At 57.8% G+C, this 17,626-nt stretch carries 18 protein-coding genes; 11 read left to right on the top strand and 7 right to left on the bottom strand.

Annotated elements, in window-relative coordinates; translation table 11 throughout:
- Window positions 1–9 precede the first annotated feature (9 nt).
- Complete coding sequence (locus tag DHN60_RS08675; RefSeq protein WP_108836896.1) at window positions 10–702, bottom strand: 1-acyl-sn-glycerol-3-phosphate acyltransferase; 693 nt, start codon at window positions 700–702, stop codon at window positions 10–12.
- A gap of 323 nt (window positions 703–1,025) precedes the next feature.
- Between DHN60_RS08675 and dnaN the strand changes: the two genes are divergently transcribed.
- The 6 genes from dnaN to DHN60_RS08645 all read left to right on the top strand — a co-directional run bounded on the left by dnaN (window position 1,026) and on the right by DHN60_RS08645 (window position 7,708).
- A complete protein-coding gene (gene dnaN / locus DHN60_RS08670; protein WP_108836895.1) occupies window positions 1,026–2,144 on the top strand; it encodes a DNA polymerase III subunit beta in 1,119 nt (372 codons plus the stop codon).
- Window positions 2,145–2,212: 68 nt separating this feature from the next.
- Entirely contained in the window at window positions 2,213–3,310 is a 1,098-nt protein-coding gene (gene recF / locus DHN60_RS08665; RefSeq protein WP_108836894.1) for a DNA replication/repair protein RecF, read from the top strand.
- Window positions 3,307–3,927 carry a LysE family translocator gene (locus DHN60_RS08660; protein ID WP_108836893.1) on the top strand — a complete coding sequence of 207 codons (621 nt, stop codon included), beginning with the start codon at window positions 3,307–3,309 and terminating at the stop codon, window positions 3,925–3,927. Before recF ends, DHN60_RS08660 begins: the two co-directional genes overlap by 4 nt.
- Before the next feature lie 80 nt (window positions 3,928–4,007).
- Window positions 4,008–6,422 (top strand): DNA topoisomerase (ATP-hydrolyzing) subunit B, encoded by a 2,415-nt coding sequence (gene gyrB / locus DHN60_RS08655; RefSeq protein WP_108836892.1) that lies wholly within the window; start codon window positions 4,008–4,010, stop codon window positions 6,420–6,422.
- An 88-nt stretch (window positions 6,423–6,510) separates the two neighbouring features.
- On the top strand, window positions 6,511–7,200 hold the full coding sequence (locus tag DHN60_RS08650; protein WP_108836891.1) for a nitroreductase family protein: 690 nt from the start codon (window positions 6,511–6,513) through the stop codon (window positions 7,198–7,200).
- A 166-nt stretch (window positions 7,201–7,366) separates the two neighbouring features.
- Window positions 7,367–7,708, top strand: coding sequence for a DUF2853 family protein (locus DHN60_RS08645; RefSeq protein ID WP_108836890.1), 342 nt, complete (start codon window positions 7,367–7,369; stop codon window positions 7,706–7,708).
- A 228-nt stretch (window positions 7,709–7,936) separates the two neighbouring features.
- On the opposite strand, the gene DHN60_RS08640 is transcribed toward DHN60_RS08645, so the two are convergent.
- The 5 genes from DHN60_RS08640 to tsaD all read right to left on the bottom strand — a co-directional run bounded on the left by DHN60_RS08640 (window position 7,937) and on the right by tsaD (window position 11,120).
- Window positions 7,937–8,335, bottom strand: coding sequence for a DUF1761 domain-containing protein (locus DHN60_RS08640; protein WP_108836889.1), 399 nt, complete (start codon window positions 8,333–8,335; stop codon window positions 7,937–7,939).
- 62 nt (window positions 8,336–8,397) lie between these two features.
- Window positions 8,398–8,817 carry an EVE domain-containing protein gene (locus DHN60_RS08635; RefSeq protein WP_108836888.1) on the bottom strand — a complete coding sequence of 140 codons (420 nt, stop codon included), beginning with the start codon at window positions 8,815–8,817 and terminating at the stop codon, window positions 8,398–8,400.
- Entirely contained in the window at window positions 8,814–9,089 is a 276-nt protein-coding gene (locus DHN60_RS08630; RefSeq protein ID WP_108836887.1) for a YciI family protein, read from the bottom strand. Before DHN60_RS08630 ends, DHN60_RS08635 begins: the two co-directional genes overlap by 4 nt.
- A 1-nt stretch (window position 9,090) precedes the next feature.
- Window positions 9,091–10,029 (bottom strand): NAD(P)H-dependent glycerol-3-phosphate dehydrogenase, encoded by a 939-nt coding sequence (locus DHN60_RS08625; RefSeq protein WP_108836886.1) that lies wholly within the window; start codon window positions 10,027–10,029, stop codon window positions 9,091–9,093.
- Window positions 10,026–11,120: a tRNA (adenosine(37)-N6)-threonylcarbamoyltransferase complex transferase subunit TsaD gene (tsaD, locus tag DHN60_RS08620; RefSeq protein ID WP_108836964.1), complete on the bottom strand. Its 1,095-nt coding sequence runs from the start codon at window positions 11,118–11,120 to the stop codon at window positions 10,026–10,028. Before tsaD ends, DHN60_RS08625 begins: the two co-directional genes overlap by 4 nt.
- Before the next feature lie 88 nt (window positions 11,121–11,208).
- Here tsaD and DHN60_RS08615 point away from each other — a divergent pair, with 88 nt between their 5' ends.
- From DHN60_RS08615 to DHN60_RS08605, 3 genes are all read left to right on the top strand, one after another.
- Window positions 11,209–11,883, top strand: coding sequence for a uroporphyrinogen-III synthase (locus DHN60_RS08615; RefSeq protein ID WP_159089156.1), 675 nt, complete (start codon window positions 11,209–11,211; stop codon window positions 11,881–11,883).
- 92 nt (window positions 11,884–11,975) lie between these two features.
- Window positions 11,976–13,280, top strand: a complete 1,305-nt coding sequence (locus DHN60_RS08610; protein ID WP_159089155.1) for a COG4223 family protein — start codon at window positions 11,976–11,978, stop codon at window positions 13,278–13,280.
- Between the two features lie 11 nt (window positions 13,281–13,291).
- Entirely contained in the window at window positions 13,292–14,773 is a 1,482-nt protein-coding gene (locus DHN60_RS08605; RefSeq protein WP_108836884.1) for a heme biosynthesis protein HemY, read from the top strand.
- A gap of 116 nt (window positions 14,774–14,889) precedes the next feature.
- Here the strand turns inward: DHN60_RS08605 and ahcY are convergent, their stop codons facing one another.
- On the bottom strand, window positions 14,890–16,278 hold the full coding sequence (gene ahcY, locus DHN60_RS08600) for an adenosylhomocysteinase (RefSeq protein WP_108836883.1): 1,389 nt from the start codon (window positions 16,276–16,278) through the stop codon (window positions 14,890–14,892).
- A gap of 207 nt (window positions 16,279–16,485) precedes the next feature.
- Here ahcY and DHN60_RS08595 point away from each other — a divergent pair, with 207 nt between their 5' ends.
- Window positions 16,486–17,082, top strand: a complete 597-nt coding sequence (locus tag DHN60_RS08595) for an HD family hydrolase (protein WP_108836882.1) — start codon at window positions 16,486–16,488, stop codon at window positions 17,080–17,082.
- On the top strand, window positions 17,079–17,567 hold the full coding sequence (locus DHN60_RS08590) for a GNAT family N-acetyltransferase (protein ID WP_108836962.1): 489 nt from the start codon (window positions 17,079–17,081) through the stop codon (window positions 17,565–17,567). Before DHN60_RS08595 ends, DHN60_RS08590 begins: the two co-directional genes overlap by 4 nt.
- Window positions 17,568–17,626: the final 59 nt, after the last annotated feature.

The raw sequence follows: 17,626 nt of genomic DNA, 5'->3' as shown, positions 1-17,626 counted from the left end.
GACCTGAGCTTACAGCTCGTAGGAAATCGGCTTGTTCAACAACGCTTCAAGCTGTGCATTGAATGCTTCCAAATCCTGCGCCGGATCAAGATCGTTCAAAGGGCGCAGGTCCATGGCGACATGCCGCCGCCCCTTCTTGATCCCAATAAAGCTCCAAAAGCCATCATACCGGGCCTGCTGAAACCGCCCCAAACCGTCAAGCCGCAGCAACATGACAGGCGTGTCGGGTTCAGAGCGCAGGATTTCGTGTACGCCGCTCAGATAAGCGGGCACAAGTTCGCGTTCTTCGCGCCGGACCCTTCCCGCTGGAAACAGAAGAACCGAATTTCCCTTGGCCAAAACCTTGTGCACAATCTCGAGGACCGTCACCTTGCGTTCTTTGCGCTTTTCATCAGGCCACGATTTTGGCGAACTCATCGGAATGGCAGACGCGATGTACATGGGCAGGAACTGGCCCCAATTGTAGTACTCGTCATAATGCACAGTGGGTCGAATTCGTTTGGTCGAATACAACATCGCCGCAATCATCGGCCCGTCATGACGACTGACATGGGTGGCAAGGATCAGTGTGCCGGGCTGATCCTGTAACAGATGCTTTCCGGAACAACTGACGTTGTAAAAAAGCGCGTAATAGCTGCGCACAAGGATGAACAAAAAGTGGCGTAGCCAACGCCCCAGGGTCGCATCCAGAAAACGGATCATGCGAAGATCCCACTGCGGAACGTGGCATTCATTAAATTGCTCCCGTAAAATGAAACTCTAAAACGATACTTGATGATGTATGAACCCTGCATGGATCGTACAATAAGCCAGACAATGGGAATTACTGCAGATTTTCCCCCTGCTAAGTGTGAAAAGGTTTTCACTTTCTCCACTGTTGCGCAAAATTGCCACGCTCTTGGGCGGCGTTGACTTGACGCCCCCTTCGATCCGGCGGACAAACCAACAAAATGCTTGTGATGCCGCGTGTTTGGGCTAGGGTGCTCGTCCCTGCACTGCGGTCGGGGATATCTGGGAGACGGACCATGAAAATCAGTGTCGAACGCGGCGTCCTGCTCAAGGCAGTTGCCCAAGCTCAATCCGTGGTCGAACGGCGTAACACCATCCCAATCCTCGCCAATGTGTTGATCGAGGCTGAAGGGTCTGATGTGACCTTTCGCGCGACGGACCTTGATATTGAGGTGGTCGACAAGGCCCCTGCCCAAGTCGAACGCGCCGGGGCAACAACCGTTTCGGCCACGACGCTCCATGAAATTGTACGGAAATTGCCGGATGGCGCGTTGGTGTCTTTGACAGCCGACAGCGCAGCTGGCCGTCTGACGGTCGAAGCCGGGCGCTCGAATTTCTCGCTGGCGACACTGCCAAAAGAAGACTTTCCGGTCATGGCCTCGTCCGAATATGCCTCGAACTTTTCGGTTCCCGCACCCAAGCTGCGCCGCCTGTTCGACAAGTCCAAGTTTGCGATTTCGACCGAAGAGACGCGGTATTATCTGAACGGCGTCTACATGCACATTGCAGATGGGGATGAGGGCCGCGCGCTGCGTTGTGTGGCCACCGACGGCCACCGTCTGGCACGTATCGACAGCGAATTGCCCGAGGGTGCTGCCGACATGGCGGGCGTGATCGTACCCCGTAAGACAGTTGGTGAATTGCGCAAGCTGCTGGATGACGATGAAATGCAGATCGCTGTGTCTGTATCCGAAACCAAGGTGCGCTTTGCCACGCCTGACATTACGCTGACGTCCAAGGTGATCGACGGAACATTCCCCGACTACACACGGGTAATCCCAGCTGGCAACACCCGCAAAATGGAAGTCGACGCATCGGATTTTGCCAAGGCTGTTGACCGTGTGGCCACCGTCAGCTCCGAACGCTCTCGTGCGGTTAAGCTACAACTGGACGAAGACCGTCTGATCCTATCCGTCAACGCACCAGACTCCGGCGCCGCCGAAGAAGAACTGGCCGTCGCTTATGCCGACGAAAAGCTCGAGATCGGGTTCAACGCCAAGTACCTGCTTGAGATCGCATCGCAAGTCGATCGCGAAAACGCGGTGTTCCTGTTCAACTCATCGGGTGATCCCACCCTGATGCGCGAAGGCAATGACCTGTCGGCAGTCTACGTCGTCATGCCGATGCGGGTATAACGATTTCTCCAGAAATCGTGCCTCCGGCGGTGGTATTTTTGGTCAGAAGAAACGCGGGGACTTAAAACATGTTGTCCCTATCTTCTCTGACATTGTCGCATTTCCGTTCACACAAGGTAGCGCGCCTTTCGCTAGATGCGCGACCTGTTGCGATTTACGGACCCAACGGTGCGGGCAAGACCAACATTCTGGAAGCAGTGTCTTTGTTTTCGCCCGGGCGCGGGCTGCGCCGATCCTCTGCCGAGGATATGGCACGTCGACCTGAGGCCTTGGGGTGGAAACTGTCCTGCGTGTTGCACTCATTGCACCAAGTGCATGAAGTTGAAACGTGGTCCGAGAATGGTAACGCCCGCCAGGTCCGCATTGATGAAAAGTCCGCCGCCCAGACTGCATTGGGCCGCATTGCACGCGTGCTATGGCTGATCCCGTCCATGGACCGGCTGTGGATCGAAGGGGCAGAGGGACGTCGCCGGTTTCTCGATCGCATGACGCTCAGTTTCATTCCCGATCATGCGCAACTGTCGCTTGAGTATGAAAAGGCCATGCGCGAGCGGAACCGGTTGCTCAAAGACATGGTGCGCGATGCACATTGGTACGCAGCGCTTGAGACGCGCATGGCGGAGACCGGGACCGCCATACATGCCAACCGCCTGAACGCTTTGGCTGCCCTGGCCGAGGCCCAAGGGGATGCGCAGACCGCATTTCCAGCCGCCACATTGACCCTACAACCCGGTGAGTTGGGCCTGCCAGACACGGCCGAGGACTTTCGCGAAGCACTTGCCGATGGGCGCCCCCGTGATCTCGCGGCAGGTCGGACCTTGATTGGGCCGCACCGCGCAGACTTGTACGGAGTGTATGCGGCCAAGGACGTACCCGCCAAAGACTGTTCGACGGGCGAGCAGAAAGCGCTGCTGGTCTCACTCATTCTTGCCAATGCGCGGGCGCTGGCCCGGGATTTCGGGGCGCCGCCGCTCTTGTTGCTGGATGAGGTCGCCGCACATTTGGATGCGGACCGGCGTGCGGCCCTTTATGATGAGATTTGTGCACTGGGCGCACAGGCTTGGATGACAGGAACCGAAACGCAATTGTTCGAACACCTGGGCGAGCGTGCGCAATACCTTGAAGTGACAGAAGAGGACGGTGCCAGCACCGTATCGGGGCTATGACGCTGGATGCATGGGACATCGCACTTTATGCAGGCGCGCTGGCGATCCTATTCCTGACCCCCGGCCCTGTCTGGGTCGGTTTGATCGCGCGCAGCCTGTCGGGTGGGTTTCATGCCGCGTGGCCGCTGGCCCTTGGCGTGGTTGTGGGCGACGTGATGTGGTCGTTACTGGCGATCTTTGGCATCACATGGGTTCTGTCGGTCTATGGCGGTTTCCTTGAGGCGCTGAAATGGGTCGCAGCGATCATGTTCGTCGTTATGGGTGCACTGGTCATCCGCGGCGCTGACAAACAAATCGACACGGACAGCCGGTTGACCCGCCCCGGTATGTGGGCGGGGTTTGTGGCCGGACTGGTCGTGATCCTTGGCAACCCCAAGGCCATCCTGTTTTACGCGGGTATGCTCCCCGGCTTCTTTGATCTGACGCAGCTGACGGCACTGGACATCGTCATTATCGCCACCTTGTCGATGATCATCCCGTTGATCGGCAACCTTGCCATGGCGCTCTTCATCGACCGCGCGCGACGCCTGATGCAGCGCCCCGAAGCGCTCAGACGGATGAACATTACAGCAGGTGTTCTGCTGATCTGCGTCGGTCTTGTCATCCCTCTGACCTGAAACGCAAAATCTTGTGTCAGTGGCGTGACATTCCCCCCAAAAAACGGTACATTTAGGGGAACAGAACAAGAGGCCGGAAAATGGCAGAGAACGGGCAAGCCCCAGAAGAATACGGCGCAGATTCCATCAAGGTTCTCAAGGGCTTGGAAGCCGTGCGCAAACGTCCGGGGATGTACATTGGCGACACGGACGATGGCAGCGGTCTGCACCATATGGTGTACGAGGTCGTCGACAACGGCATTGACGAGGCTTTGGCCGGTCATGCGGACGCCGTCACAGTCACAATTCACGCGGATTCCAGCGTATCGGTCAGCGACAACGGTCGCGGGATTCCGGTCGGAATTCACGAAGAAGAAGGCGTGTCTGCTGCCGAGGTCATCATGACCCAACTGCACGCAGGAGGGAAGTTTGACAGCAACTCCTACAAAGTGTCGGGCGGTTTGCACGGCGTGGGTGTGTCGGTTGTTAATGCCCTGTCCGATTGGCTGGAACTGCGCATCTGGCGTGATGGCAAGAAACATGTGGCACGGTTTGAAGGTGGCTTTACCGCCAAACACCTTGAGGTCGTCGGCGACACGGACCGGACCGGCACCGAGGTGCGGTTCATGGCGTCCACCGACACGTTCTCCAACCTCGAATACTCGTTCGAGACGCTGGAAAAGCGGCTGCGCGAACTGGCGTTCCTCAACTCGGGTGTGCGCATCATTCTGACGGACGAACGCCCGGTGGAAACGCTGCGCTCAGAGCTGTACTATGAGGGAGGCGTCAAAGAGTTCGTCAAATACCTCGACCGCTCGAAAGCGTCCGTGATGCCCGAACCGATCTTTATCACCGGAGAGAAAGACGACATCGGCGTCGAAGTCGCCATGTGGTGGAACGACAGCTATCACGAGAACGTCCTGCCCTTTACCAACAACATCCCGCAGCGCGATGGCGGCACCCACATGGCAGGCTTTCGTGGCGCGCTGACGCGCACGATCAACAACTACGCCCAGACCAGCGGGATCGCCAAAAAGGAAAAAGTGAGCTTTACCGGCGACGACGCGCGCGAGGGGCTGACCTGCGTGCTGTCCGTCAAGGTCCCGGATCCCAAGTTCAGCAGCCAGACCAAAGACAAACTGGTCAGCTCCGAAGTCCGCCCTGCGGTCGAAGGCTTGGTGAACGAAAAGCTATCCGAATGGTTCGAGGAAAACCCGAACGAGGCCCGGATCATTGTAGGAAAGATTGTCGAGGCAGCGCTCGCCCGCGAAGCGGCGCGCAAGGCCCGCGATCTGACCCGGCGCAAAAACCCGATGGACATGAATTTCTTGTCCTCGAAGCTCAAAGACTGTTCTGACAAGAACCCCGCCAACACTGAAATCTTCCTTGTGGAGGGTGACAGCGCCGGGGGCTCTGCCCAGACAGGTCGGGACCGCAAAACCCAAGCCATCCTGCCGCTCAAAGGTAAGATCCTGAACGTGGAACGGGCGCGGTTCGACCGGATGCTCGGGTCTCAGGAAATCGGCAACATGGTCATGGCCTTGGGCACGGGCATTGGTCGTGACGAGTTCAACATCGAAAAGCTGCGCTACCACAAGATCGTCATCATGACGGACGCTGACGTGGACGGCGCGCATATCCGCACGCTGTTGCTGACGTTCTTCTATCGACAGATGCCTGAGTTGATCGAAGGCGGCTACCTCTACATCGCACAACCGCCGCTTTACAAAGTCGCGCGGGGCAAGTCCGAGGTTTACCTCAAGGACGAAGCCGAGATGCAGGACTACCTGATCCAGCAAGGGATCGAGGGCGCCATGCTGCGCCAAGGCAACGGCGAAGAGATCGCGGGGCAAGACCTTATCCGCGTCGTCGACGAGGCGCGCCAGTTGCGCCGCGTGTTGAATGCCTTCCCAACGCATTATCCGCGCCACATCCTTGAACAGGCGGCTATTGCCGGGGCCTTTGTGCCCGGCGCGGTGGACGGTGATCTGCAAGGCGTTGCCGATAAAGTGGCCGAACGGCTCAATCTGATTGCGCTCGAATGGGAACGCGGTTGGGCTGGGCGGATTACCCAGGACCAAGGCGTGCGGTTGGCCCGTATCCTACGCGGTGTCGAAGAGGTGCGCACGCTTGACGGGCGCATGATGCGCTCGGGTGAGGCGCGCAAGACCGGCACATTCACGCAGAGCTTGCAGGATGTTTACGGAACACCAGCCAAACTGCATCGCAAAGACAAAAGCGTCGAGATCATGGGGCCAATGGACCTGCTCGATGCCATCCTCTCCGAAGGGGAAAAGGGCCTGTCGCTGCAACGTTACAAGGGTCTGGGCGAAATGAACCCTGACCAGCTTTGGGAAACCACGCTGGACCCGGATGCGCGCACGCTGCTGCAAGTGCGGGTCGAAGACATGGCCGAGGCGGACGACCTGTTCACCAAGCTGATGGGCGACGTTGTGGAACCACGTCGTGAATTCATCCAACAGAATGCGCTGAGCGTCGAGAATCTGGATTTCTGATCTAAGCATCAGGCCGCGGTCGGGTGCGCTCAGTCGTTCCCGCCGCGCATGACATCTGCTATAGCAATGCTGAAACCAAAGGTGCCCCATGTTCTCCAAAGACAACCTTGAATACAGCCAACTCGCCCTGCCAGACCGCGCGTCACTAACGGACGACGAAATGCTGGCGCGGGTTCAGGAATTCCGTGACTTCCTCGCCACCCGGCACTCGGTCCGCGATTATTCAACCCGCCCCGTTGACCAAAGTGTCATCGAAACCTGCATCGCCGCCGCCGGTACTGCGCCATCCGGAGCAAACCACCAGCCCTGGCACTTTGTTGCTGTACGCGATGCCGCCACCAAGCAGAAAATCCGCGAAGCAGCCGAAGAAGAAGAGCGTAAATTCTACGGCGGCGGCGCCAGTGACGAATGGATCAAGGCGCTGGAACCTATCGGCACCAACGATCACAAACCGCATCTGACGGATGCGCCATGGCTGATCGTTGTCTTTGCCCAGCGCTATGGCACCTTTGACGACGGCACCCGGTACAAGAATTACTACGTGCCCGAAAGCGTCGGGATCGCCACCGGCATGTTGCTCACAGCTTTGCACAGCGCAGGTCTTGTCACGCTGACACATACCCCCAATCCGATGAAGTTCCTTGGCGAGCTGCTTGAACGGCCCGACAGCGAAAAAGCGACGATGATCATCGCCGTTGGACACGCTGCAGAGGATGCAACCGTGCCTGCTGTTGCCAAGATGAAAAAGCCACTGGACGAAATCCTTACGATCCGCTGAGAACGCACTCCGTCGTTTTGCAATCTTAACCGGGAAACCTGGCCATACTTTCCCCCTGAAAACTTCTTTGTGCACGGAAACTTTACCGCTAACGTGCGCAAACATAATTGTAACGATACGCGCCACCAAAAGTTTGGGGCGTCAATACCGCTGGGAGAATGAAGACATGGGCAAACGCGACGACCTGATTGCGCAATACGCGGACGACCTCAAAAACAAGTGTGGCATGACGCCGGATATGGACCTGCTGACCAAAGTGACGATTGCCTGTGGTCCGGCAATCTACAATGCGGACGCATCGACCGTCGCAGGCAGCCAGAAATCCGAACTGGAAACTGTCAAAGAAAACTTCCTGATGAAAAAGCTGGGCCTGTCCGACAGCCCGGACCTGATGGCCGCAATCGACAGCGTCCTCGAAACCTACGGCAAGTCCGAGCGCAACAAATACCGCGCCGTTGTCTACTACATGCTGACCAAGCATTTCGGCAAAGAATCCGTTTACGGCTAAGCCCGGCAAACAAGTGACTAAAGCGCACCCGCCCATAGAGGCGGGTGTTTCTGTTTTGCCTCTAATCATAACGACTTAGGATTTGCGTTATATGCGCCATACCGCGTAAGTCTGTGTGGTCAGACCAGAAAGGTCAGACCCTTATTTTGAACACTTGTGGTGGCTCATGGGAGTGCGCGCTGAGGGTGTAAGGGGTTTGATCACTTTGGGTCAGACCCCTTTCCTGTTCTAAAACAGCGTCAGAATCGTGCCGATGACCGTGCACCCGAACGTGGCATAGCCCCCGTCGATCAGCGTCAGTCGAAAGGGCCGCGCGCTGAACCCGTAAAAGGTGGCAATCCAAGGGCTGACCAGAAACAACCCCGTACCAAATCCAGACACCAGACCGGCACCCACAGTGTCGATCCCGCTAAGAACAAAAACGTGGCGCATCATGCCTGCCACTAAAATCGCACCAATTATACTGGTGATGTAGGGAACGGGATTGGACCGGTTGGCAGGAGCATCCCCGGCCTCATTCAACGGCACACCCGATGCTGCCATCCACTGTTTGGCAAAGAGTGTGTACCAGACAGCGCCAAACATGAATCCGCCGATTCCAGCAATTATGACTGCAAGAAATCCCATATCACCCTCCCAATTGGCAGTTTAATGCCAATTTGACAGAGATCGGGCGTCAGGCCAAACATTTATGCAGGCACGCCCGCCATCTCGCACACGGCGCGCCATTCTGCATCTGTCACAGGCTGCACAGACAGACGGGAATTGCGGATCAACGCCATTTCGGAAAGGCGCACATCCGCCTTAACCATCTCCAGCGTGACCGGCGTTTTGACAGGGCCTATGGCTTTGATGTCCACACACTCCCAACGGTCATCGTCAGTCGTGCTGTCAGCGTGTGCCTCGGCAATCACCTCGACAATGCCAACCACAGCCTTTTCCTTTTGCGAGTGGTAAAAGAAGCCGCGATCCCCAACGACCATCTCGCGCATGAAATTGCGCGCCTGATAGTTGCGCACGCCGTCCCATTCCTCGCCCTCGTCGCCCTTGGCAACCTGATCGTCCCAACTCCATGTGCTGGGTTCGGACTTGAACAGCCAGTACTTCATGCGCCCATGACCTGTTTCCACGCGGTGATCTGCACGTCTGCGAACAGCCCAGCCTTGGCGTATGGATCGTTGTCCGCCCAAGCCTGAGCAGCAGTCATGTCGGCGACATCCAGCACAATCAGCGACCCACAGGGCTGTCCATCCGCGTCCAGAAACGGACCTGCCTTTTGGACCACGCCAGTGCTTTCCAGATAGGCCAGATGATCGGGCCGGTTCTCCATCCGGATTGGCAATGCGCCCTCTTTATCCCACGCCATCAATGCAAAAATCATGTCATTCCTCCTTGAGCGGGCGGCCCAGCAACTGCTGCATCGCACCCTTCATATCCACGTCACCTGCGACCAGATCGGAAACGCAGGCACAAATGGGCAAATCCAATCCCCGTTCACGCGCCACACGGCGCAGGGCCTGCGCAGTGGCGGCCCCTTCCACAGTGACGCCGCTATCAAAGTCGCGTCCCGCCCCAAGCGCAAGGCCAAGCCCGTAGTTGCGGGACTGGTCACTCGTACAAGTCAGGGTCAGATCACCCAACCCACTCAGCCCCATCAAAGTCTCGGCCTGCGCCCCAAAAGCTGCCGCCACCCGCTGCATTTCGGCAAATCCGCGGGTCATCAAAGCAGCGCGGGCACTGTCTCCAAGCCCAGCGCCCATGACAGCGCCGCACCCAATGGCAATCACATTCTTGAGTGCCCCGCCCAGTTCCGCGCCCACCACATCCGTACTGCGATAGAGGCGCAGTGTTGATGTGGACAACTGCGCCTGCAGACCCTGCCCAACGGCCTCATCCGCACAGGCCAGCGTCAATGCGGTTGGCAATCCATTTGCAATGTCAGCGGCAAAGCTTGGGCCCGTCAGCACAGCGACATGTTTGGCCGTTGCCAGAAGCGATGAGGGGCCAGACCCGGACGCCAAATCAATCCCTTTGCAGCAGGCCACAACGGTTTTGCCGCTTAGATCGTTGGTAGATGCAAAGGTGGAAAGGGACTGTGCTGGTAATGCAATCAGTAAGATATCAGACTCTAAAGCAGTCTCTAATTGCGTCAAAATGACCATGTCTGCCGGAAAAGCAACACCGGGCAATCGACGGCGGTTTTCCCGTTCGGCGGCCAAAGGCCCCACATCACGACCCCACAAGGCCACAGGTCCTTCCCGTCCCAGCGTCACTGCAAGGGCAGTCCCAAATGCGCCTGCACCGATGACGGCAATACTCATGCTTTGGCCCCCTTCTTGCCCGACCCCAGCATCCCAGCCCGTTCCGTATCAAGCGGCATACGAGGACGGGCCGAAAGCGCCATCCCGTCGGGACCACGCACAGCCATTTGTTCGATCCCGGCTGCTGCAATCATCGCGGCATTGTCAGTGCACAGCGAAAGAGGTGGAGCCAGAAAACGGACACTCAGATCGGAAGAAACAGCTTCCAATCCGGCGCGAATAGCCATGTTTGCAGCAACACCACCCGCAACACAAAACATGGGTTGGTGCGGGTTAAGAGCCAAGTAAGCCTCCAAAGCCCGCGCACTCTTGCCAACCAGACTATCACGCACAGCAGCTTGAAAAGAGGCGGCAAGATCGGCCTGATCTGACGCGTGCAGCCCCTCTTGCGCGGCAACCAGATCGTCTCGGGCGCGCAAGACTGCTGTCTTCAGGCCAGAAAAGCTCAGATCGCATCCCGGCTTGTTGGCGAGCGGACGCGGAAAGGCAAAGCGTACCGCATTCCCATGGGCCGAGATCGCTTCTATCGCCGGGCCGCCGGGCTGACCCAACCCCAATAGCCGCGCAACTTTGTCAAAGGCTTCGCCAGGCGCGTCGTCGATGGTGCCACCAAGCCGCTCAAACTTGTCCGGGCCATGCGCGATCAGGAACTGACAATGCCCGCCCGACACCAGCAGCATAAGATAGGGAAAGGCGACCCCATCCGTCAGGCGCGGGGTCAGCGCATGTCCTGCCAGATGGTTCACACCGTAAAGGGGCAGGCCAGTGGCTGCCGACAACCCCTTGGCCATCATCACACCTGACACAACACCGCCGATCAGACCCGGTCCACAGGTCACGGCGATGGCATCAATCTGATCCAAACCGAGGTCTGCCTGCTCCAACGCCGCAGCGATACTGACATCCAGACGTTCCGCGTGGGCGCGGGCTGCAATCTCAGGCACGACGCCGCCAAAATCGGCATGTAATTCCGCCTGACCAAAGACGACGGACGACAGAACGTGCATATCCCCCGGCGCACCGCGTACCACCGCAGCGGCAGTATCGTCACAGCTGCTTTCAATGCCCAGCAGGGTTTGGGTGGGGGTCATCATATGGATCCGTTGCACGAGGCTTGCGCGCGAGGTAACACTTCGAGTTGTGCCAAACAATGCATCCCCCGCACTGGTTCCCCTGATCATGACGCGCCCGCGTGCTGCGTCAGAAGGTTTTGTGACCACACTGCCAGAAAACGTGCGCGCACAGTTGAACCCTGTGTTCAGCCCCCTGATCGACATCATTCCAATGCAGAATGACGCCAAAATAGGCCCTCAAGACAGTGCGGTTTTCTCATCGCGAAATGGGGTTGAGGCCGCGCCAGAGGGCCATGGGCGCGCGGCCTATTGCATCGGTCCGGCCACGACCGAGGCCGCTTTGGCAAAAGGGTGGAACGCACAGCAGGTTGGCAGCGATGCCGATGGTCTGGTGAACGCGCTTCGGTCCATGCAGCCCAAGGACCGCCTTGTGCATTTGTCTGGCAGGCATACGCGCGGGGACATTTCAGGCAAGCTGTCCCAAGCGGGACTGAACATCAGTAATGTTCCAATCTATGATCAAATCCTGCGTCCTTTGTCTGACGAGGCACAGCAGGCGATCCTGAATGCCCGCCGCGCAATTGTTCCCCTGTTTTCCCCGCGCACAGCGGCCCAATTTGTAAAGACAGCGCCAACCCTGCATTCCGTGCAGGTCATTGCCCTCAGCGCCGCAGTAGGGCACGAAATTCCAGTGAAAGCAGTATATTCCCTCAACGTTGCAGCCCACCCAGATGCACAGGCAATGGGCGCGGCACTGGCTGAGGCGCTAACACGGTCCTGATTGCAATCCGGCGGGTTGAGAGGCAGCGGCGCGCGGAGTAGTGTTTTATCCGATGCAACATGCATCAAAAGAATCGGAAGGGGGAGACGACCTTGGCTAAACGTAAACGCCCAACTAAGGCCACCAAGGACGACTCGACCGGCGATACGCCTGAGATAAACGAAACTGCGGTCGAAAGCGTAGAAGCTGCCAAGCCAGACACTTGGACGGCAGATGATTACGATGCACTGCCCGAAACACCTAGTCTCGAAGCGAACGAAGAGGTCGTCGAAACAGACCTCCCCGAAGCAGAAACCGTAGAGACGGCTGCGCCAGAGGCTGAGACCGCCGAAGACGTTGCGCCCGAAGGAACGGCAGAGACAAGCGACGAGCCTGAGCCTGAGCCTGAGCCTGAGCCTGAGCCTGAGCCTGAGAACAATATCGTAGCACCCGCTGTACAAACTCAAGAATCTCGCAGCGCCTTGCCCTTGGTTTTTGGCGGCGTAGTTGCAGCGGCCCTTGGGTTTATCGCGGCGCAAGCAGACATGTTTTCCCGAGGATCTGACGGCATGGCCGAAGCCGAAGCGTTGCGGAGTGAGTTGAGCGCAGCGTTGGATAGGGTCGACACGTTAGAAGAAACACTGGCAAACCTGCCAGAACCTCAACCGATCCCCGAGCCTGAGCCCGTAGATTTTTCGCCGCTGGAAGAACAGATCGCATCGCTGCAAGACCGGGTTGATATCCTCGCCACAACGCCGGCTGAGGACGGCACCCTGCCCGCCTCAGCCTTTGCCGCCGCGCTGGCCGACATGCGTGCAGAGACTGAAAATACGCTCGCGGATGTGCGCGCCGCCACCGAAACCCAACAAGCCGAGATCGATAGCCTACTGGCCGAAGCCACAAACGCCAAAGCAGATGCACAGGCCGCAGCCAACGCAGCTCTTGCCCGCGCTGCCGTCAGCCAGATCAAAGCGGCATTGGACAGCGGCGCACCCTTTGACGATGCCATCCAAAACCTGCAGACCACAGATCAATCGGACATCCCTGATACGCTGACCAGCGTCGCCAGCACCGGCGTCGCCCCGCTTGCTGAGTTGCAGGGCAGCATTGCAGACGCAGCCCGCGATGCACTGGACGCAGCCCGTGCAGCCGATGACACAGGCACCGTGGGTGCCTTTTTCGAACGTCGTTTTGGAGGCCGTTCGATTGTGCCGCGCGAAGGGTCAGACCCTGACGCCGTTCTGTCGCGGGTCGAAGCAGCGGTGCGCGCAGGCGACCTTGAAACCGCGCTGAGCGAAAGCACCGCCCTACCTGAAGAAGCCCAATCCGCCCTCGGGTCGTGGTTGGAACAAGCACAACAGCGCCACGAGGCGGTCAAGGCCGCAGACGCACTGGCACAACGCCTCTCGGCACTCTGAAAGGGCCCATTATGATCTGGTCTTTGTTCAAGATTATCTTTTTTGTTTGTGCGGTTGCCGCGCTGGCCCTCGGGGCAGGCTATCTTCTGGAAGCCGAAGGCGGTCTGACAGTTGTCGTTGGCGGGCGCGAATATCCGTTTGGTCCGCTGGAGTCCGTTATTGCACTGTTTGCGTTGGTCATCGTGATCTGGCTTGGGCTCAAGCTGCTGGGCCTGCTTATCGCTCTCTGGAAATTCCTCAACGGTGATGAAACGGCCTTGTCTCGGTATTTTGCGCGCAACAAGGCGGCCAAAGGATTTGACGCGATTGCCGAAGGCATGATGGCCCTCGCCTCTGGCGAAGGGCGCGTGGCGCTGGCCAAGGCGGAAAAAGCAGATCGCTATCTGAATCGCCCCGAACTGACCAACTTGCTGACCGCACAGGCAGCGGAAATGGCTGGGGACCGCAAGAAAGCAGAAGAAACCTATCGCAAACTGGTGCAAAGCGAATCCACACGCTTTGTCGGTGTGCGCGGAATCATGAAACAAAAGCTTGCGGATGGAGACACAGACACGGCACTGAAGCTGGCCGAAAAGGCCTTTGCGCTAAAGCCCAAGCATGAGGACACCCAGGACGTGTTGCTCAAGCTTCAAGCCGCGGATGAGGATTGGACAGGTGCGCGCAAGACCCTGTCCGCCAAACTGCGCTATGGCAGCATGCCCCGCGATCTGCACAAACGGCGCGATGCCGTTCTGGCATTGAGCGAAGCCAAGAAGATATTCGACGAAGATCAAACCATCGAGGCGCGCGAGGCGGCGATAGCTGCCAATAAACAGTCCCCTGATTTGATCCCAGCGGCGGTGATGGCCGCCCAAGGCTATATCGAAAAAGGGCAAAAGAAATACGCGGCCCGCGTGCTGAAAAAGGCATGGGAGGCACAACCCCACCCCGATCTCGCCGCCGCCTTTGCAGCAATCGAGCCGGACGAGACTCCGACAGCACGTCTCAAACGATTTGGCCAGCTGGGGCGCGTGCACCCGGACAGCTCTGAAACCAAGATGTTGATGTCCGAACTCAACATCGCCGCCGAAGACTTCCCAGCAGCGCGTCGCGCGCTTGGTGATCTGTTCGAAACTGATCCTACAATTCGCTCAGCAACCCTGATGGCTGCAATTGAACGGGGTCAGGGTGCCAGTGACGCAGTGGTTCAGGGCTGGCTCACCCGCGCGCTATCTGCCCCACGTGGACCGCAATGGGTGTGCGACAATTGCCAGAATATCGAGCCTGAATGGACACCAACCTGCAACAATTGCGCGGCCTTCGACACACTGACATGGAAACGGCCGCCCAGCGCGATGGTAGCTATGCCCGGAGGCACAGAGATGCTGCCGCTGTTGGCGCCAAAAGGGTCTGATGTGGCAGACACAACCAGCGCCGTCGTGGAAACCACTGCCGCAGACAGCGACGTGATCGAGGCCGAAGACCTCGGAAACCCGCAGAAGAAGGGCGCTTAGACGGACCAATCCGAACGGCGATCTGATCCAGAGCGGAAAAGTAAAAAAGGCCCCGACGCTGCTGCGCGGGGCCTTTTTGTCAAACAGTAAGGCGGAGTTTCGCCCCACCCAGCTTATCAATAACGGTAATGCTCAGGCTTGAACGGCCCTTCGGGTGTGACGCCGATATACGCTGCTTGTTCACCGTCCAGCTTGGTCAGTTTCACACCGATACGATCAAGGTGCAGACGCGCAACCTTTTCATCCAGAGCTTTCGGCAGGATGTAGACCTCGTTTTTGTACTGATCCGTGTTCTGCCACAGTTCGATCTGTGCCAGCACCTGATTGGTGAAGGACGCAGACATCACGAACGACGGGTGGCCCGTCGCGTTACCAAGGTTCAGCAAGCGCCCCTCGGACAGCAGGATCAGACGATTGCCATTCGGCATCTCGATCATGTCCACCTGTTCCTTGATAGACGTCCACTTGTGGTTCTTGAGGGCCGCAACCTGAATTTCGTTGTCGAAGTGGCCGATGTTGCCAACGATGGCCATGTCCTTCATCTCGCGCATGTGCTCGATGCGGATCACGTCCTTGTTGCCGGTGGTGGTGATGAAGATGTCTGCCGATCCGACAACGTCTTCCAGCAACACAACCTCAAAACCATCCATGGCCGCTTGCAGGGCACAGATCGGATCTACTTCGGTCACCTTAACGCGTGCACCTGCACCAGCGAGCGACGCAGCAGAACCTTTACCAACATCGCCGTAGCCCATGACAACAGCAACTTTGCCCGCCATCATGGTGTCCGTGGCGCGACGAATGCCGTCGACCAGCGATTCCTTACAGCCGTATTTGTTGTCGAACTTCGACTTGGTCACCGAATCGTTCACGTTGATCGCAGGGAACGGCAGCTGCCCATCGCGGACCAGTTCATAAAGACGGTGCACGCCAGTTGTCGTTTCTTCGGATACGCCCTTGATCTGATCGCGCATCTTGGTGAACCAACCGGGGGTTTCCGCCATCCGCTTGGCAATCTGCGCCTTGATCACTGTCTCTTCTTCAGACGTCGGAACGGCAATGATCTCTTCGCCAGCTTCGGCACGGGCGCCCAACAAGATGTACAAAGTAGCGTCGCCACCATCGTCCAAAATCATGTTCGGTCCGTCGGCAAATTGGAACGATTTGTCCAGATAATCCCAGTGCTCTTCAAGGCTTTGGCCCTTGATGGCAAAGACAGGCACGCCCGCTTCGGCAATCACAGCCGCCGCATGGTCCTGCGTGGAAAAGATGTTGCACGAGGCCCAGCGTACGTCTGCACCCAGCACAACCAGCGTTTCAATCAGAACCGCCGTTTGAATGGTCATATGGAGCGAACCCACGATGCGCGCACCCGCAAGCGGTTTGCTCTCACCATACTCGGCACGGCACGCCATCAGGCCTGGCATCTCTGTCTCGGCGATGTCCAGTTCCTTGCGGCCATAAGCGGCCAGCGCGATATCTTTAACAATGTAGTCGGTTGCCATCTGCACAATCCTTTTTAACGTTGGGCTCCCGCTACCAGTTTCTGTGTGCTGGCTCAATGCGGCTTTGCTTCACGCTAAACAGTGTGTGCAGAAAATCACGATATGGGTGGGCGAAGAAAGCAGATTGCGACTTTCACAACGCGGTCCATAATGAAAAAACACACGCGTGCTGAATGCAGAGTTCAAGGCGGAAGGGGAGATACAAAAATGGCAAAACAACCCCGTGCTTGGCAGCGGATGCTGTCGGGACGACGCCTTGATCTACTCGACCCTACGCCGATGGATATCGAAATCGAAGATATTGCTCACGGGCTTGCCTTTGTGGCGCGTTGGAATGGGCAGACGATCGGGGATTACGCTTATTCCGTGGCCGAACATTCGCTGCTGGTCGAAACACTGTTTTGCCGCATCGCGCCAAACGCGCCGCCAAAATGGCGTCTCGCCGCCTTGCTGCATGACGCACCAGAATACGTGATCGGCGACATGATTTCGCCCGTGAAGGCAGCTGTTGGCCCCGGTTATGGCGCGCTCGATGAACGGCTTGAGGCGGCAGTGCACATCCGATTTGGTCTGCCCGCCAAGGTACCCGCGACCATCAAAAAACAGATCAAAAAGGCTGACAAAATAAGTGCTTGGATGGAGGCGACGCAAATCGCTGGATTCACAGAACAAGAAGCCACGCGTTTTTTCGGCAAGCCCCCGCTGGACATGATCGCAGATCTAAAAATCATCCTGCGCGCCCCACTAGAAACCCGCGCCGACTTCACCGCGCGCCACGCCGCCCTGTTGAAGCTATGCACATGATCAATGTCCGCCCCGCTATCGCACTGGATGCGCCGTCCATGGCTCGGCTGCTCAACCCGATCATCGAAGACGGCAGCACCACCGCCATCGCCACCAAGGTCACAGGCGATGTCCTGGTCACATGGATGGCCGACAAATATGACCGCGACGCCTGGCATGTGGCTGTAAACGACGCTGAGGAAGTTGTCGGCTTCCAGTGGATCGCGCAAGGCGGAGACTACCTTCCGCCCGAAGCCGCGGAAATCGCCACCTTTGTCCAGATTGGCCAAACCGGGCTTGGGATTGGCTCTAAACTCTTTGATGCCACCAAACGGGCGGCCAAGGACTTTGGTTACTCATGGATCAACGCGAACATCCGCGCCGATAACGAGGGTGGGTTGATCTACTACCAATCCCGCGGTTTTCAGGATTATGGACGGATCGAAGGCTATGAGATGGCCAACGGCCAAAAGGTCGACAAGATTCTCAAACGATACGATCTCTGAAAACGGCGTATCACCGCATTCAGAGTGCATTTATCCGTATATGCCGAAACGGTGCGCAC

This window comes from Tateyamaria sp. Alg231-49, assembly GCF_900143535.1.
In the GTDB taxonomy this organism is placed as follows: Bacteria; Pseudomonadota; Alphaproteobacteria; order Rhodobacterales; family Rhodobacteraceae; genus Tateyamaria.
Note: the sequence above shows the minus strand (reverse complement) of the source record. Positions and strands in the feature narration are given on the sequence as shown.

What these genes read in the sequence shown, in the direction of transcription:
- DHN60_RS08675 (WP_108836896.1), bottom strand. Translation starts at nt 702, where the DNA reads ATGATCCGTTTTCTGGATGCGACCCTGGGGCGTTGGCTACGCCACTTT.
- dnaN (WP_108836895.1), top strand. Translation starts at nt 1,026, where the DNA reads ATGAAAATCAGTGTCGAACGCGGCGTCCTGCTCAAGGCAGTTGCCCAA.
- recF (WP_108836894.1), top strand. Translation starts at nt 2,213, where the DNA reads ATGTTGTCCCTATCTTCTCTGACATTGTCGCATTTCCGTTCACACAAG.
- DHN60_RS08660 (WP_108836893.1), top strand. Translation starts at nt 3,307, where the DNA reads ATGACGCTGGATGCATGGGACATCGCACTTTATGCAGGCGCGCTGGCG.
- gyrB (WP_108836892.1), top strand. Translation starts at nt 4,008, where the DNA reads ATGGCAGAGAACGGGCAAGCCCCAGAAGAATACGGCGCAGATTCCATC.
- DHN60_RS08650 (WP_108836891.1), top strand. Translation starts at nt 6,511, where the DNA reads ATGTTCTCCAAAGACAACCTTGAATACAGCCAACTCGCCCTGCCAGAC.
- DHN60_RS08645 (WP_108836890.1), top strand. Translation starts at nt 7,367, where the DNA reads ATGGGCAAACGCGACGACCTGATTGCGCAATACGCGGACGACCTCAAA.
- DHN60_RS08640 (WP_108836889.1), bottom strand. Translation starts at nt 8,335, where the DNA reads ATGGGATTTCTTGCAGTCATAATTGCTGGAATCGGCGGATTCATGTTT.
- DHN60_RS08635 (WP_108836888.1), bottom strand. Translation starts at nt 8,817, where the DNA reads ATGAAGTACTGGCTGTTCAAGTCCGAACCCAGCACATGGAGTTGGGAC.
- DHN60_RS08630 (WP_108836887.1), bottom strand. Translation starts at nt 9,089, where the DNA reads ATGATTTTTGCATTGATGGCGTGGGATAAAGAGGGCGCATTGCCAATC.
- DHN60_RS08625 (WP_108836886.1), bottom strand. Translation starts at nt 10,029, where the DNA reads ATGAGTATTGCCGTCATCGGTGCAGGCGCATTTGGGACTGCCCTTGCA.
- tsaD (WP_108836964.1), bottom strand. Translation starts at nt 11,120, where the DNA reads ATGACCCCCACCCAAACCCTGCTGGGCATTGAAAGCAGCTGTGACGAT.
- DHN60_RS08615 (WP_159089156.1), top strand. Translation starts at nt 11,209, where the DNA reads ATGACGCGCCCGCGTGCTGCGTCAGAAGGTTTTGTGACCACACTGCCA.
- DHN60_RS08605 (WP_108836884.1), top strand. Translation starts at nt 13,292, where the DNA reads ATGATCTGGTCTTTGTTCAAGATTATCTTTTTTGTTTGTGCGGTTGCC.
- ahcY (WP_108836883.1), bottom strand. Translation starts at nt 16,278, where the DNA reads ATGGCAACCGACTACATTGTTAAAGATATCGCGCTGGCCGCTTATGGC.
- DHN60_RS08595 (WP_108836882.1), top strand. Translation starts at nt 16,486, where the DNA reads ATGGCAAAACAACCCCGTGCTTGGCAGCGGATGCTGTCGGGACGACGC.
- DHN60_RS08590 (WP_108836962.1), top strand. Translation starts at nt 17,079, where the DNA reads ATGATCAATGTCCGCCCCGCTATCGCACTGGATGCGCCGTCCATGGCT.